Annotated in this window: 13 protein-coding genes and 1 other RNA gene; 5 read left to right on the forward strand and 9 right to left on the reverse strand. The window is 39.1% G+C overall.

Annotated elements, in window-relative coordinates; all coding sequences use genetic code 11:
• Window positions 1-61: 61 nt before the first annotated feature.
• The 6 genes from L2672_RS03490 to L2672_RS03515 all read right to left on the reverse strand — a co-directional run bounded on the left by L2672_RS03490 (window position 62) and on the right by L2672_RS03515 (window position 9,345).
• A complete protein-coding gene (locus L2672_RS03490) occupies window positions 62-1,525 on the reverse strand; it encodes an HDOD domain-containing protein (RefSeq protein ID WP_248994453.1) in 1,464 nt (487 codons plus the stop codon).
• 300 nt (window positions 1,526-1,825) lie between these two features.
• Window positions 1,826-3,148, reverse strand: a complete 1,323-nt coding sequence (aceA, locus tag L2672_RS03495) for an isocitrate lyase (RefSeq protein WP_248994454.1) — start codon at window positions 3,146-3,148, stop codon at window positions 1,826-1,828.
• 114 nt (window positions 3,149-3,262) lie between these two features.
• Entirely contained in the window at window positions 3,263-4,924 is a 1,662-nt protein-coding gene (aceB, locus tag L2672_RS03500; protein WP_248994455.1) for a malate synthase A, read from the reverse strand.
• Between the two features lie 1,590 nt (window positions 4,925-6,514).
• Window positions 6,515-8,257: a GGDEF domain-containing protein gene (locus tag L2672_RS03505; protein WP_248994456.1), complete on the reverse strand. Its 1,743-nt coding sequence runs from the start codon at window positions 8,255-8,257 to the stop codon at window positions 6,515-6,517.
• Between the two features lies 1 nt (window position 8,258).
• Window positions 8,259-8,474, reverse strand: a complete 216-nt coding sequence (locus L2672_RS03510) for a hypothetical protein (protein WP_248994457.1) — start codon at window positions 8,472-8,474, stop codon at window positions 8,259-8,261.
• 40 nt (window positions 8,475-8,514) lie between these two features.
• A complete protein-coding gene (locus tag L2672_RS03515) occupies window positions 8,515-9,345 on the reverse strand; it encodes an SAM-dependent methyltransferase (RefSeq protein ID WP_248994458.1) in 831 nt (276 codons plus the stop codon).
• A 257-nt stretch (window positions 9,346-9,602) separates the two neighbouring features.
• Here L2672_RS03515 and L2672_RS03520 point away from each other — a divergent pair, with 257 nt between their 5' ends.
• Window positions 9,603-10,094: an outer membrane protein assembly factor BamE gene (locus tag L2672_RS03520; protein ID WP_248994459.1), complete on the forward strand. Its 492-nt coding sequence runs from the start codon at window positions 9,603-9,605 to the stop codon at window positions 10,092-10,094.
• A 139-nt stretch (window positions 10,095-10,233) separates the two neighbouring features.
• Here L2672_RS03520 and L2672_RS03525 read toward each other — a convergent pair whose 3' ends face one another.
• The gene (locus L2672_RS03525) at window positions 10,234-10,569 is read right to left on the reverse strand and encodes an RnfH family protein (RefSeq protein ID WP_248994460.1); all 336 of its coding nucleotides are present in this window, start codon (window positions 10,567-10,569) and stop codon (window positions 10,234-10,236) included.
• On the reverse strand, window positions 10,559-10,996 hold the full coding sequence (locus tag L2672_RS03530; RefSeq protein WP_248994461.1) for an SRPBCC family protein: 438 nt from the start codon (window positions 10,994-10,996) through the stop codon (window positions 10,559-10,561). The genes L2672_RS03525 and L2672_RS03530 overlap by 11 nt, the downstream gene beginning before the upstream one ends.
• A 226-nt stretch (window positions 10,997-11,222) precedes the next feature.
• On the opposite strand from L2672_RS03530, the gene smpB reads away from it, so the two are divergent.
• The 4 genes from smpB (at window position 11,223) to L2672_RS03550 (ending at window position 14,389) form a co-directional block, all read left to right on the forward strand.
• The gene (gene smpB / locus L2672_RS03535; protein WP_248994462.1) at window positions 11,223-11,717 is read left to right on the forward strand and encodes an SsrA-binding protein SmpB; all 495 of its coding nucleotides are present in this window, start codon (window positions 11,223-11,225) and stop codon (window positions 11,715-11,717) included.
• 76 nt (window positions 11,718-11,793) lie between these two features.
• Window positions 11,794-12,149: a transfer-messenger RNA gene (ssrA, locus tag L2672_RS03540) on the forward strand.
• A 163-nt stretch (window positions 12,150-12,312) separates the two neighbouring features.
• Window positions 12,313-12,453: an integrase arm-type DNA-binding domain-containing protein gene (locus L2672_RS03545; protein ID WP_248994463.1), complete on the forward strand. Its 141-nt coding sequence runs from the start codon at window positions 12,313-12,315 to the stop codon at window positions 12,451-12,453.
• 706 nt (window positions 12,454-13,159) lie between these two features.
• Window positions 13,160-14,389: a hypothetical protein gene (locus L2672_RS03550; protein WP_248994464.1), complete on the forward strand. Its 1,230-nt coding sequence runs from the start codon at window positions 13,160-13,162 to the stop codon at window positions 14,387-14,389.
• 326 nt (window positions 14,390-14,715) lie between these two features.
• On the opposite strand, the gene L2672_RS03555 is transcribed toward L2672_RS03550, so the two are convergent.
• Window positions 14,716-15,831 carry an AI-2E family transporter gene (locus tag L2672_RS03555; RefSeq protein WP_248994465.1) on the reverse strand — a complete coding sequence of 372 codons (1,116 nt, stop codon included), beginning with the start codon at window positions 15,829-15,831 and terminating at the stop codon, window positions 14,716-14,718.
• Window positions 15,832-15,888 lie beyond the last annotated feature (57 nt).

A 15,888-nucleotide genomic window follows, 5' to 3' on the forward strand; every position in this document is an offset into this window, starting at 1 on the left:
AAAAATAAATGAGCAAGGCACTCTGTGAATGCGTTGCTCATTTATACAAAGCCGTAGGCGCTTACTTCATCGATAAATTAAAGCAAACATTGGCTAATTGTGAAAAATGGGTAAATGCATCAAAGTCGGTTTGCTGAAAACGCCTAGCTGAAGCATGTCTATCAGCATAAAATACTCCTAAAACCTTACTTTCAACCATCAATGGCGCAATAAGAAACCCCTCTTTGGGTAAATGTTCAGCTGAATCTCCGCCCATCTGAGGTACCAGCTGAGCAGTCCCCGTTTGCGCTTTCCATTGAGGTTGCTTTTGTTGAATACACGTAGAAAAAACAGATTTTGAATCAGTTAGCTCAATCACAAAATTACTTTTCATTGTTTGTGCATCATCACCAAAAACAACCCGTGGTTGCAGACTTTTTCGATTAGGTGACAACAAGAGCACTCCACATCGGTCAACCCCTACCCCATTGAAAATCCCTTCCAATGCCGTTTGCATAATCTGATTAAAATCAGTTTTATTGATAGCAAAACCGGTAAGTTCACGTAACTTGGCTAATTGCACGGTTTCATCAGGCAGTCGACAAACGGTCTCTTCTTCTGGGGAGTCTAACTGCTGGAAAATTTTCTCAGTATTAGGAATATACTCAAGCATTTCTTTAGCACCGTAATCAACGGCAAGTTTATGAGTGACTTTGTTACAGTGGACTAAACGTAAATTTAACTCTTCGACACTAATACCAAGTAAATCGGCCGCTTGCTGTAAACGTTTTTGAAACCCTGCAGGGTCTTTATCTGGTTGAGAGATAGACTCTGAAATTTTATCTGCCAAAAATATACAGCGAATTTCAGGCATACGCTCATCAGGGTTATTTAACGCATTTTGTAATAACTCACCTAAGCCCCAGCTTCTGGCGATTCCTTGATTGAGCTGATTAAACGACGCGCCTAATTCTGCCCGAATAACCGCTAATTGGTCTTTTTGCTCTGGGGTTTGCAATAATTTTTGGTCTAAAGCATCAACAAACTCTCCGCCCGTACTCCAAAATGCGCTTTCACCAATACGATATAATAGCGTGGCAATAAACACTTCTTCACGTAAAGACTCATCTCTATCATTCACCATCATTCTTGCAATCATGGCGGCATGAAACGATTGCCCCATTAACCGAAGTAACCGTTGGAACACACTGTCTGATAAGTTTCTATTATCAAGTAAACTGGATAATAACCTCGCAGTGAGACAAATATTTCTTATAGTATCAAAGCCTAACACTACTGCGGCTCGGCTAACCGTTGATACGTGGCTAATCCCTTTATTGTAAATGGCGCTATTTGCCACCCTTAAAATTCTAGAGGTTAATGCATTGTCATGCATCACGCTTCGCCCTAATAACGACAATGAAGAAACATCATCTTTGGCCAGCTTTTCAAGATCTCTAACGGTTGAACAGAGCGCAGGCATTTCTTGATCGCTAATACGCTTTGTCCAGTAATCTGCGCCTTTGTGATTTTGTTTTGTCGGCATAAGGTTTTAATCATTCTTTTATAACAACTTGTTACAAGTATACTCAAGTTGTCAGCATCAGCGACATTTATTCAATAAAAGGATGAAATTTACTCGATAAAAAAAGGCCCTTACGGGCCACAACATAATTTGTTGTAAAATCTTACGGGTAGGAAGTAAACCCAACAATAAGAACCAGCAACAAAGCGAAACGCTTTTGACTCAATTGATTGGATAAAAGTCCCGCGCGGCCTGTAGGTGAACCGCACGGGGTTACAACAGTCGCAAAGCGACTAAACTGTAAAATGGTTAAATGTTAAATTAAAACTGCTCTTCTTCAGTTGAACCGGTTAATGCGGTCACTGAAGATTTGCCGCCTTGAATACACGTAGTCACTTGGTCAAAGTAACCGGTACCCACTTCTTGCTGATGAGACACGAAGGTATAGCCTTTCTCTGCCGCAGCAAATTCAACTTCTTGCACTTTTTCAACATAGTGCTTCATACCTTCACCACGAGCATAGTCATAAGCTAGGTCAAACATGTTGTACCACATGTTATGAATACCGGCTAAAGTGATGAATTGGTACTTATAGCCCATGTTTGAAAGCTCTTGCTGGAACTTGGCAATCGTGGCGTCGTCCAAGTTTTTCTTCCAGTTAAATGACGGTGAACAGTTATAAGCAAGCAACTGATCTGGGTATTGCGCATGAATCGCTTCAGCAAATCTTTTCGCTTCTTCTAAGCAAGGTTTAGCTGTTTCACACCAAATTAAATCTGCATACGGGGCGTAAGCTAAGCCACGAGAAATAGCTTGGTCTAAGCCCGCATTGACGCGGTAAAAACCTTCTTCTGTACGTTCACCGGTAACAAAGTCACGGTCATATGGGTCACAGTCAGAAGTCATTAAGTCCGCAGCATTCGCATCGGTACGCGCAATCACTAAAGTTTCAACGCCACTTACATCCGCAGCTAAACGAGCAGCAACCAGCTTTTGAACCGCTTCTTGTGTAGGCACCAATACTTTACCGCCCATATGGCCACACTTTTTAACTGAGGCTAATTGGTCTTCAAAATGCACCCCAGCAGCACCAGCATCAATCATTGATTTCATCAATTCAAATGCATTTAGTACTCCACCAAAACCGGCTTCAGCATCGGCAACAATTGGTAAAAAGTAATCAATGTAGTTTTCATCTTCAGGGTTAACTTCTTTACCCCATTGAATTTGGTCTGCACGACGGAACGAGTTATTAATGCGACCAACAACAGCAGGCACAGAGTTTGCTGGATATAAAGACTGGTCTGGGTACATGGTTCCGGCTAAGTTTGCATCCGCCGCGACCTGCCAACCTGATAAGTAAATAGCTTCAATTCCGGCTTTAGCTTGTTGCACCGCTTGGCCACCGGTTAATGCACCTAACGAGTTTACGTAGCCTTTTTTAGCACCGCCGTTTACTAAGTCCCATAGTTTTGCTGCACCGCGTTTAGCAATCGTATTTTCAGGCACAATTGAACCACGTAAGGCGACCACTTCTTCAGCTGTAAATGGACGTTTAACCCCTTTCCAACGTGGATTTTCAGCCCAATCCTTTTTGATTGCATCGATTTGTTGTTGACGAGTTAGTTGTGTTGCCTTAGTCATAATGTGACTCCTTCCTGTGTGACTGCTAGTCGTTTATCCTGGCTGCCCAATACAGCGCAAAGATACTTTTTATTAAATTGAGTATGGTGTTAATTGTTTTGTTAAAAGTCGGTGTTAATCGTTTTGAGTTAATAGCTCGTAACCGGGTAAGGTTAAGAAGTCGACTAGCTCATCTGATGTAGTAATTTGTTCAAGTAATTCAGCCGCTTTAGTAAACTTACCCGCTTCAAATCGTGCCTGACCAATTTCTTGTTCAACGTTTTTAAGCTCTTCAGCTAACATGGTTCTGAATAAATCTTTGGTGACTAACTTACCGTTAGATAAAGACTTACCATGCTGAATCCATTGCCAAATTGATGTGCGAGAAATTTCTGCTGTGGCAGCATCTTCCATTAATCCGTAGATAGGCACACAGCCATTTCCTTGAATCCATGCTTCTATGTATTGCACTGCAATTCTGATATTTAATCGCATGCCGTCTTCAGTGCGCTCACCTGTGCAAGGCTCCAGTAATTCTGCTGCTTGTATTGGTGCATCAACATCACGGGTAATGTGCAGTTGATTAGTACGGTCACCACCAATGTAATCATTGAAAATGGCCATTGCGGTATCGGCTAAACCAGGGTGTGCAACCCAAGTACCGTCATGGCCATTTTTGGCCTCCAACTCTTTATCGTTACGTACTTTTTGCAATACTTGTAAATTGGTTTGTTCATCTTTAGCAGGGATAAATGCTGCCATTCCGCCCATAGCCAATGCGCCACGTTTATGACAGGTTTTAATTAATAAGCGTGAATATGCGCTTAAAAATTTAGTGTCCATAGTGACCGCTTGGCGATCGGGAAGTACCCGATCAGCATGACGCTTTAAGGTTTTGATATAGCTAAAGATGTAATCCCAACGACCACAGTTCAGTGCAACAATATTGGAACGTAGCTCATAAAGAATTTCGTCCATTTCAAATACTGCGGGAAGGGTTTCAATTAAACAGGTGCATTTAATCGTTCCAGGCTTGAGACAAAAGCGCTCTTCAACATAAGCAAATACTTTTGCCCACCATCTTGCTTCTAAATGACTTTCTAACTTAGGGATATAAAAGTAAGGGCCAGAGTTTTTAGCTAATAACTTTTGGTAGTTATGGTAAAAATATAATGCAAAGTCCATCAGTCCACCGGGGATAGGCTGTCCTTGAAACTCGACATGATTTTCAACCAAATGCAAACCACGTACACGGGCAATTAATACCGCTGGATCGGGATTTAATTTATATTGTTTACCTGTTGCTGGAGCCGTAAATTCAATATCGCCATTTACGGCATCACGAAGATTGATTTGGCCTTCAACCACCTTTTGCCAGCTCGGTGCAAGCGAGTCTTCAAAATCAGCCATGAACACTTTAACGTTGGCATTTAAGGCATTAATAATCATTTTGCGATCTACAGGGCCGGTGATCTCAACTCGTCGGTCAGTTAAATCTTGCGGAATACCTCTAATAGACCAGTCGCCATCACGAATCGCACGAGTTTCTGGTAAAAAGTCAGGTAATTGACCGTTATCAATACGAGCTTGCTTTTGCTTTCGTTGTTGTAGTAACTGCGGGACTTCTGCGGCAAACTTTTTACACAAGCTTTCAAGTAACCCTACTGCACCGGCATTAAATACTTGGTCCTGACCAGTAATTTTGGAGCCTTTGATGACGAGTTCAGAGGTATTGACCAATGCTGACTGATCAGAATGGGACTTACTATATTGTGATGCTAATTGTTCTGCCGTCATAACTTTTCTCCCTTAACAAACTTCGCCACGTTGATGTTTGCCATTTTCATTTGGCTTAGGTTCTTTACCTGTCTAAGCCTGGTTAAATAAAAATCAACAAATGTTGTTTTCGGAGTAAAAAGTACGAAATAAATGTTGTAATTGCAACAGTCCAACCTTTACCAATTCAGTAAAATTACGCTTAAAAAACCACGATAAAAATGGTCATACCAAAACAAAATAAAGCAACTAAACCCATGCTTTTAAATTAATTTAAAAAATTACACCTTGTAAAATTCACTGTGTAAAATAAAAAGGTATTACCATTGAACCACCAAAACCCGCGATGAAAAATTGATGTAACTAAATTTCAAACTGTAAACAATTTATTACTAAACTTTGGTCGAATATGGCTATATTGATTATTCAGCTTTGTTTTGAGCTCCACCTTTTGAAACAATGAAAAATCAAACATAATCAGCAACTTAAAAACATCTAGTCGCGACACTTATTTAAACAGGCGTTTTAATCTTACGTTTACGTAAGATGGAGAATAAAGGGCTAACATTTTCGCAACAATTGTTTATGTGTTATCCGATCATCAATCTTGTGTTGAATGGTTTTATGAAAAAAATATTTAAAAAAATTTAATTTTTTTATTCAATCGAGGGTTTTGGAGGTACTTGGTATAAGTTTTTACGGGGGACGCTTAATCAACAACGAGGATAATAACTCAATATTGCATTGTAATTTTTGTCATATCAGCATCATAAATAACACTAAAACAGCAATTTCTATTAAGGACGTCTTTCGGGGGCTCGTTGGATTATCTGAACATTGCCGCTATTTCACATCTGACCCATAGGGATTTAGGAAATGTCAGTGTGATGTATGGAGCATCACTGATCATATGATCGCGACATTCCGTTCATCCTGAACATCTCAGCGGCAGGCAATTGATTAGATTGCTATGGCCTTCTATACCTGAGCAGAGATAAATGAATTAAAAACTGGCTTCCTGTAACGCATTTATGCGCCAAAATGAGTTTGGAATATGGCTTGTAGCCACTAACGTCGTGGCGCTTCGCTTAAAAACTCCGCTGCGACCTTTTCTGATGCCCTTAAATCAAATGAAGTCATCAATATATAAACTTCATGCTTTTGATTTTAGATTGGTAGTCAAAAACAAGGTCAAATCGAAGAGACAATAATCAAGGTGCAAATGAGCCAGCGAGTATCCAAAACAGGGATGTTTTGGTTAAGCCCACAGGAATGTGCTTCAGAAAAAGATCCAATATAAATGAAGTATAAAATTCGTATTCTAAAACATTTATGTCCAGAAATATGTCAAAGGTCTAAATGCTTTCTGTCCCAAAGTGACTCTGCAAGCAATCACGCCTTATAATCAAAAAGTCACATTCAAGCTCAGATAAAGCATCACACTATTGCTTTACTCCCTTCATGAAAACGATGTAAATGGCGTAAAGAATGCTGAATACAAACTTAGGCTGATAACCAGACTGATTTACTCAGATAGAGAAATAGGCTTAACTGAGGTACTACAGATTTTAGAATGGCGGTTATTAGATGGTAAATACAAGGTAAGGTGGATCATTCAAAGCTGGGTTGGTAAGCAAGCACTTTATTTCTGCCGGTTTTTTTACTTTTATACAACGCGATATCTGCCCGTTTCAAAATGGGGTCGACACTTAAATCATCTTTATCAAGTGAGCTTACCCCGCCACTAACTGAAATGCTAAAGTTATGACCTGAGTATTTAGTATTTATCTGCTCAATTTCATGACGGATAGACTCAGCCACTTTTAATGCGGTTAACTCATCGGTGTGAGGGAAATATACCGCAAACTCTTCTCCGCCTAACCGACAAAAGATGTCTGTTGGACGAATGATATCTTGCACAACACGGGTAACTTTTTTAAGAGTCCAATCACCGGTTGCATGGCCGAACCTGTCATTAATGGTCTTAAAATGGTCTAAATCTAAAATTAGCACCGAATATTGGCTACTTTGAGATAACACATTCACTAGCTCATTTTCAGCTAAATCTTGACCGGTTTTACGATTAAAAATGCCTGTTAGTCCGTCTCTTTGAGCTTGTTGCCTAAATTTATTACGTTGAAACCAAGCTGTTAGCAACAATAACCCTAAGCCAACACACACACCAAACAATAAGGTGGAGAACATAATGGAAGAACTTTTTTCTTTTAAAATCAGATCTTTTTGCTGCATCATTATTTCATGCTCCTGCAGCAAGCTTTGGTTTTCCCGTTCTTTTTCTGCACTCGTGAAACGTGCCATTTGGTAAGCATTTTGTTTATGATTCACTTCGTTTAACGCTTGTAAATCTAATGCATGGGCGACAACTTGATGCTGATAGGCTTTACCAAAATCGCCATTTTTACTGGCCAACATCGCTAAAACTTCATTAGCTTGCTTTTTGACATCTATATTTATTTTCTCTTCATTTAATCCATTAAGTTCTTCGGCATATTGTTGCGCTTTATCAAAGTTTCCCTCATAAAAGTAAATCTTACTTAGGTAAGCTTTAACATCATTAATCTCAATCTGAAATTTAAACCCTTCATAGCGTTCAAGGGCATCCTCAAGTAATGGTTTAGCTACGGCATACTTGTCTAACTCAAAATAGCTGATGCCCTGCCCCTTAATGGACATTGCCTCAATTAACGGCTGGCCATTTTCAGCACAATATACTTCCGACTGTTTAAACAAGCTATTAGCTTGAGAATATTGGGTTAACTTTAAGGTTGCCACCGCATGATAAAGCATGGCATAGCATTCATTTTTACTGTCTTTACCTTGGTTTAAATTAAGTACTAACTTTGCAGTTGACAGCATTTCGTCATAAGCGGTTAAATCTAATAGAATATTTAGCAGTCTTACATAAGATGCTACTTTTAGTTGAGTATCTTCAAACTCTTTAATGCGTGACAAATTGAACTGCAAAATAGAAAAAGCTTTTTCATAATCTTTAAGTAATATGTTAACCGTTACTTTGTACAAATATATCTGAGTTAACACCTCTTCAGAGGGCGTAAATGATAAAGCAGTATCTAATGCCTTATCAGCTAATTGATGTTCTGCAGAATATAAATGTTTAATGCTAGTTAATGTATAAAAGCGCGCGGCTTGTTGGGGGGTTAATTGATCCAGTGTACTTAACATTGAATCAATCATTGATTCGGCCTGCGTTACGTCAGTTTGCAATAGCTTTTCAATTTGATTTAAGTTGTCATCAAACAGCTCAGAGGCACTCAGCCCTTTGACCAGCATCAAATTTAAAAATATCAAGCCAATAACAAACCAATATTTCATATTATTTTTCAGATGGTGTTGCTATAACAACAAATGACTTCATTTCTTGATCGCCTAATTGTTTTTTCAGCGCAGACATGTCGCCTGATAAAATCAAATTTACTTCTTCTTTGGTTAGCCCATATTCAAGCATCACTTTTTCTGGTGAAGCGTTGTAAGCTTCTAATAAAGCAGCATCTGTAGCTAAAGCTTGAGCAAATTTTTGAACGTTTGACATGTTAAACTCTCATCCTAATCGTTAGTTAATAATACATTTTTTAGCCGATTTCGGCGGCGGTAATATTCAGCTTGGTTAAAATTTGTTGATTAAGGGTTAATTGGGCTACAGGAGGTACAACTAACGTGCTAATCGCATTTAAATCAGCCGTTGGTAGTTCCGCAAGGGTAATGGTTTCAACCCTAGGCTGTTGAAACGCCACATTTGCCGCCTCGTAAATAATCACCTCATGAGACAATGAATACCATTGCTGCAAATGTTCAACCAAAATATTAAGCTTTGCTTCAGTGGTGGAAAACTGAGTTAGGGTATGCTCTCCTGCTAATGCAATTTGCCACAGTAATAAATACGAGTATGGATTAATGACGTGGTTGTAAAGTAAAAACTGCGTCGCCTCCAAACTTTGAAAACCCACGTTTCCAGGGTCAACATTAATATCAGCCCATAAACACGCTTCAGCAGATATTCCCGGTAACATTGACGCCTTATAACCCAATTGTTTAGCTTGCTTAATGGCCATATGAGACACACAAGCAAACACCCCTGGGTGGCCATAAAAAGCGCATACGACTAATTTACCCGCTGCTACTTGGCTTAAAATAGCCTCAACCATTTCATCATAACTTTGGCGTCGACTTTTAATCTCACCTTCTTTTGCATAAAAAGTCTGTAGTGAACGCACATCATCATTCAATTCATTCAGCCAACGAGTCGAAAAACCATCGGTAACCAAGCTAAAAACGACATCAGCCGTTTCAATATAACTTTGGCTAATAGGACTTATTTGCCCTGCTAGTTGAATACCTGTACCCACGCAGACCAATCGCCCTGCTTTATTATCATTATCTTGAGACTGAGTATTTATTTGCATAAAGCTTACATGTTCTTAACAAGCTGAAGACTCATATTGTTAGCAGCAATAATTAAACTTTAAATTAACACAAGAACAACAAAAATAATCATGGTAACGCCGATTAATTTGCAATTTGTTTATGGCAAAAACTTGTAAAGGCATTGAACTAATCTCACTTAGTTCACTCAAAATAGCCGCAAGTGGCATCCGCCTCTTGTCAGGATAGGGCTTGCTTGGGTATGATGGCCGACAGAATTAAGGAAGTAGCACAGACAATGATTAACAAAAAACAAAGTCTTACCCTAATAAGCGCAGTGGCGTTATCGATTACATTAAGTGGTTGTTCTGTATTTGACTGGTTGATCTATAAACCAGATGTCCCTCAAGGGAACTATATGGAAGCGCAACAGGTTCATCAATTACGCATTGATATGACCAAAGAACAAGCTGAGTATATTCTTGGCCGTCCAGTATTACGTGACAGTTTTGCCGATGATACTTGGTATTATGTTTATCACTTCAAAAGTGGCCGTGATGCTAGCATTATTCATAAAGAACTCATTATTCACTTTGTTGATGAAAAAATTAGCCGAGTGGAAGGTGATTACGAGTTAAGTGAAAACTTTAATACTCCGTTAGAGCAAAGTGCACTTCCATCATTGAATGAGCCAGAAGATGACCCGTTACTTCCTGAAACTCGTCCAGATTCGAAACCGCTAGTGGAAGAAAATCGTGGTTTGAATGAGTCTGAACTTGATTCTGAATAACCTAGACTAAAGCTGAAACGTCCTAAAAAGACTTTTACAGCAAACGAAAAAAGCAGGGATTACCTGCTTTTTTTGTGGAAAAAATTTATTATCAAAAGGTTAGCTTATGTTAACTGAACTTATGTTAACTGAGCTTATGTTAACTGAGCTTGGCACCAGTAATTTTATTAATCCGCCCTTCATCCTTTGCTTTTTCGGCACGTTTACGACGTACATCTTTAGGATCTGCAATCAGCGGACGATAAATTTCGACTCGCTGCCCCGGTTGTAATACTTCATCATGCTTAACTAGGCGGCTAAACACGCCCAGCTTAACCGTTGATAAATCAATTTCAGGGAAAAAACGGCACATATCACTTTGTTTAACCGCTTCAATAAAGGTGCATCCAGGCTCAACCATAACCGTGATAATTTTTTGCTGCTCGGGTAATGCGTAAATCACATCAACCGCAAAAGTTTTAAGTTCAGTTGTCACGATAAATAACCTTTGCTCTATCTGTAAATGCTGTCACCATTGACGACATTAATTGCTTAAATACACGGCCAAATGCTAAATCTGACAACGGGTTAGAAAACTCAAAATCTAAATCGAATTCTACTTTACACGCATCATCAGTTAACTCAGTGAAAACCCACAGCCCATGAAGGTGTTTAAACGGCCCATCAACAAGTTCAAGGGCAATACGTTTACCCTGTTCAACTTGATTTCGTGTAGTGAATGTTTTTTTTATTCCAGCCTTACTCACATCAACCGATGCCACCATGGTTTTACCATCAAATTCCAATACCTTACCGCCCACGCAGCCGGGTAAAAAGGCATGATAAGACTCAACATCGTTAACTAATTCGTACATTTGTAAGGCACTAAAGCGTACCAACACACTTTTGGAGATTTTAGGCATCCGCACTCACTACAGGTAAATAAAGCCAAGATTTTATCACGATAAATAAAAAAGGCATCAGTTACCATACAACTACGGGTACACAATGGCTAAATTTAGGTATAATCGTTGAATTATTAATATTCTTCCCCATATCTATACTATCTATAGCACCTTATAAATAGGTATAGCGCCTTTAAATTGGGTTTAATTGCAGGCCAAAAATGCCTGAATGGTAAAATTTAGCATGGTAAAAAAGAATTCCAAAAAATCAAAGAATCCACCAGCCACGATTACACGTAACAAGCGCGCGACCTTTGAATTTAAAATTGAAGACAAAATTGAAGCAGGACTTGAACTTCAAGGTTGGGAAGTAAAGTCTTTGCGTATGGGTAAAGTGACTCTTGCTGACTGTTATGTCTACATTAAACAAGGTGAAGCCTTTATGCATGGTTGTACCGTGCAACCGCTTAATACCGCTTCAACTCATGTAGTATGCGACCCTATTCGTACTAAAAAGCTATTACTTAAGCGCAGCGAAATCGACAAGCTTGAAGGGCTTATCGAACGCCAAGGCTACACCTTAGTGCCATTATCACTTTACTGGCGTAAAGGCGCTTGGGTTAAAGTAGAAATCGGCTTAGGTAAAGGTAAGAAAGATCATGATAAACGCCAAGATACCAAAGAACGTGAGTGGAAAGTTGAACAGTCACGCGTAATGAAAAAGTCACGTTTGGGTTGATAAATGTACAAACGATTGTAATTGAGTAATTTACATTAGGCATTTTGCTAATAACTCGATACAATCAGCAGACTTTGGGGGCGATTCTGGATTCGACAGGATTCACGAAACCCTGGGAGCATGTCGAGGGGCGGTTGGCCTCGTAAAAAGCCGCACAGTTATAGTTGCAAACGACGATAACTACGCTCTAGCAGCTTAGGCTAGCTAGCCATCAACCACACGTTTCGCATATGGGCAGTGGATTCTGATGGTCATATTACATCATGCTAGCGAGGGAACCTTGTTCGGGGGTGAACCGCGAAACAGTACCGGACTCGCCAATTGCAATCCTGTCTTTCGGAGTGTACTTGGTTAACCAAAAGAGAGACTAAACATGTAGCGCCTTGGATGTAGGCTTTCTGGACGCGGGTTCAAGTCCCGCCGCCTCCACCAAATAAATAAAAAAGACGTCTTAGGACGTCTTTTTTTTTCGCCTAAACCCCGAGGAATAAAAAGTTTTAGCGTCTTTACACATCTAATTAGATCTAATTGTACCAAGAACTTTTAGTAACACCCAATGTGACATCGCCTCATAATATTCCTACATGGCGTTACAATGGCAAGACTAACAAATCCGTTAACGGCTACAGAAATTGCTAAAGCCAAACCTCGTGAAAAAGAATACAACTTAGCTGATGGCATAGGCTTACAGCTAAGAGTTAAACCTCATGGGTCAAAGCACTGGCTTTTTAATTAATCAAGACCTGTCACCAAAAAGAGAGCTAACCTTTCACTTGATTCTTGTCATGATTTATCTTTAGCAGATGCTCATAAGAAGAGAGTGGCTCGGGAGTTACTTGCGAATGAAATTGTTCTGCAAGCGCAACTTCAACAAGATTTATAAGCGAAACAAGCAGCTATTAGCAATACCTTACAGTTAATAGTAGATGATTGGTTTGAAGTTAAACGTCAGCAAGTTACACCTGAGCATGCTGCAAAACTATACCACTACACATCGATTTGAGTTATACATTCTTCCTTATCTAGGCAAGACACCTATAGGTGAAATAACCGCACCTATGGCTATTCAAATATAAAGCCGCTTGAGGCTCAAGGTAAGCTTGAAACCTGTAAACGTGTGATAAGTTGGTTCAATGAAATGATGACGTTCGCTGTGAACACTGGAATTTTTTATTCAAATCCATTAGCTGATATTCCTGCTGCATTCAGAGCTCCAGAAAAGAAACACATGCTAACTATTCCTCCTAATGTAGTGTTGAACTCGTGTTTGTCTTGCTATAGAATCCGCGACCTTTATAAAAAGTCAGAGATATTGGTGTTAAGGTTAACTCTTCGGGTGTGCAGCTATAACATGCCTTCAAAGTCAGAAATTTGCGAAAATTAACAATACCAGCCTGATTTTTTCTTATGTATATTCATTGCTATTCAGTGGAAAATTAATCTTGAATAAAATAATAACGTTTGTGTTTTCGTTTGTGTTTTTTGTCGTATCAGGCTGTGAAAGCACTCCTAAGTCGAGCTTGCAATATTATTCAACAGAGCAAGCTAACTACATAATCCATTCGAACATTTCAAAAATACCATTAAAAAAAGAGCTGAAACGATTTATGGTACAGCCTGTTAACAAGACTCAAGAGTGTTTGATTGAGGAATTAGATGATGGCCAATATGAATTAGACTCAAGTATTCAAATTTATTGGGATGGTCAATGTAAAGATGGTTTTGCAATTGGCATAGGCAGAGCTTTCGCAATAGGTGATTACACTGATATGGAGCAAATCTATCAAGTAGGCCAATTAGGGAAGGCTGTAAATCATAAACCTGTAGTTGCTATTGATTACATCAGAAATACATCTATGAGAGGTGTTATTGATGTTGAAAACACAATTTCATTTAGTGGGCATATGCAAGTGATTGAAGATGATACTAATCATTTCGGTGTCATCAATAGCATGGGGTATATCGAAAATGATAACTATGCAATTCAAATTTCTAGCCCGTTCGATACAGTTAATAGATATATGAGTCACCGAGGTGATGGTGTCATTTATGTGACAGAAGATTATTCAAGTGATTTTAAGAGCATTAAGTTAAAACTCACATTTTTAGATTTTGAAACAAAAATTAATTTGGGATTTGCAGCCATACAGTACCGTGAAACGGGGAATTGGGCATACCATGAAATGTCACCAACAAATCAATATTTGCAAAAAGTAAGTATTGAAAATAGTTTTTTTAACTCCTCAATTGAGTCTGAAAAAACGGTTTTAGTAGCCGAGCATAAAGCAAAACAAGATTACCAAGAAGCGATAGATTTAGAGAGAATATACACCAATAGAGTTTGTTCTAAAGAAAACCTAGATGTGCCCAAAGGTATGACTAAGAATAAATATACAAAAATTTGTGTTTATAACGATCAGTTTAGATCTAAGTTTGAAGCAGCTAAGGCGGAGTTTGACCTATCTCTTGCCAGAAAGAGGGAAGAGCATCGTTCTAAGCAAGAAATGCAGTTAAAGTTACGAAATACAAAGGCTGTAGAAAGTCAGGCCAGGGCAGCACAAAGCCAAGCCGATTCTGCTCGTCGTCAGGCTGATGCCGCAGTGTCTCAAAGTCTTAATTCAAATAGACAAGTGTATTGCCAAAAGGCTGGGCCCTTGATTATGTGTAATTAGCTGTGCTACTTCAAATTGATACAAATTAATAAGTTAAAGTAATCTTAAAGTCAGCCAAAATGCACTGAAAAATGAATAATTTAAATAATGGGGTCAGAGTTAATTTAACTCATTTTACCCAGTAACGTGTCAGAAAAACTCTGCTGACACGTTATTGCCAAAACGAGTTTCAATCTGTTGTTATAAGCTAAACAAGCGCGAATACTTCCGAGGTTTATTTGCTTAAAAACATACAAAGGACAAGCCTGAATAACAACGCCATTAAAGTTAAGTCAATTAACTGAGTGTAGTAGCCAATCAATTAGCTACTACACAATGTCAACCACCTATTCTGTTGTCGTATCTGTTACAGATAGCTCTTCATCATCCACTTCTGCTGTTTCAACCACTAACCATGCTGAAAATAGTTTATAACTCAGCGCAAGCACGACTGCGCCAACAAACAAGCCGACAATGCCTGACAACAACATGCCACCAATTGCCCCTAACAATATAACCAACATGGGAATATCAACGCCTCGGCCCATTAACATTGGTTTTAAGAAAGTGTCACTGGCACTCACCAATATGCTCCAGATCATGAAGATGGTTGCGGTGGTCGACGATTCAACAGAAAATACATAGGCAATAATTGGGCCTAAAACCAAAATGGGGGGTAATTGAATAATGGCGAAAATTAATACCAATAACATCCAAATACCCACTGCGGGCACGCCCACTGCTGCCAGACCAACTCCGGCTAAAATTGACTGGATGAATGCCACACCAATCACCCCATTAACCACACTTCTGACCGTTGCGACAGCAAGGTCTGAAAACTCTTCCCCATGCTTACCTGCTAGCCTTACTGAAACTTTGTGGAACATCTGACTTGAACCAGAGGCTTTACCCATAAACACACCAGCAATAATAATTGAAATTAAAAATTGCAAAACGGTCAAGCTAAAACTCCCAACAGCACTGGCAGCCGATGTTGAAAAGCTTTTTATTTCTTCTGCATATTTTTGTATGAAGTCTTGCAGATCAGCAGAAGCATCAGCCCAAAATTCATAGAGACTCTCTCCAATGATTGGCCACTCTGCAACAGAGGTTTTAGGCGCTGGAATGGTTAATGTGCCATTATGAATTTCAGCAATAAAATCTTGGGTACTTGAAACAAGTGCCCCTGAAAATAAAAAAGTAGGTACTAATAATAGCGCCAACGCTAAAAGGGTAATCATCAGGCTGGTTTTACTCACTGATAAGTGTGATTTTTTACTAACAAACAACACGACCGGATAAAGGGCGATAGCAATAATACCGCCCCATAAAATGGGCATGATGAAAGGCTGAATGATTTTGAAGCACCAAATCACCATAATAAAAATTAACGCTATTTTAATGGCAGCATCTACCGCGGCATTAGTAAACTCTTTCGAGTTTGTTATTGGTTTATCGCTCATAAATCCCTCTCCCTAGTCTTTTGGTGTTCCGTTGCTTACATAATGTTAGTTAATAAA

Origin of the sequence: Shewanella gaetbuli, from assembly GCF_023284065.1 — a bacterium.
Classification (GTDB): domain Bacteria; phylum Pseudomonadota; class Gammaproteobacteria; order Enterobacterales; family Shewanellaceae; genus Shewanella; species Shewanella gaetbuli.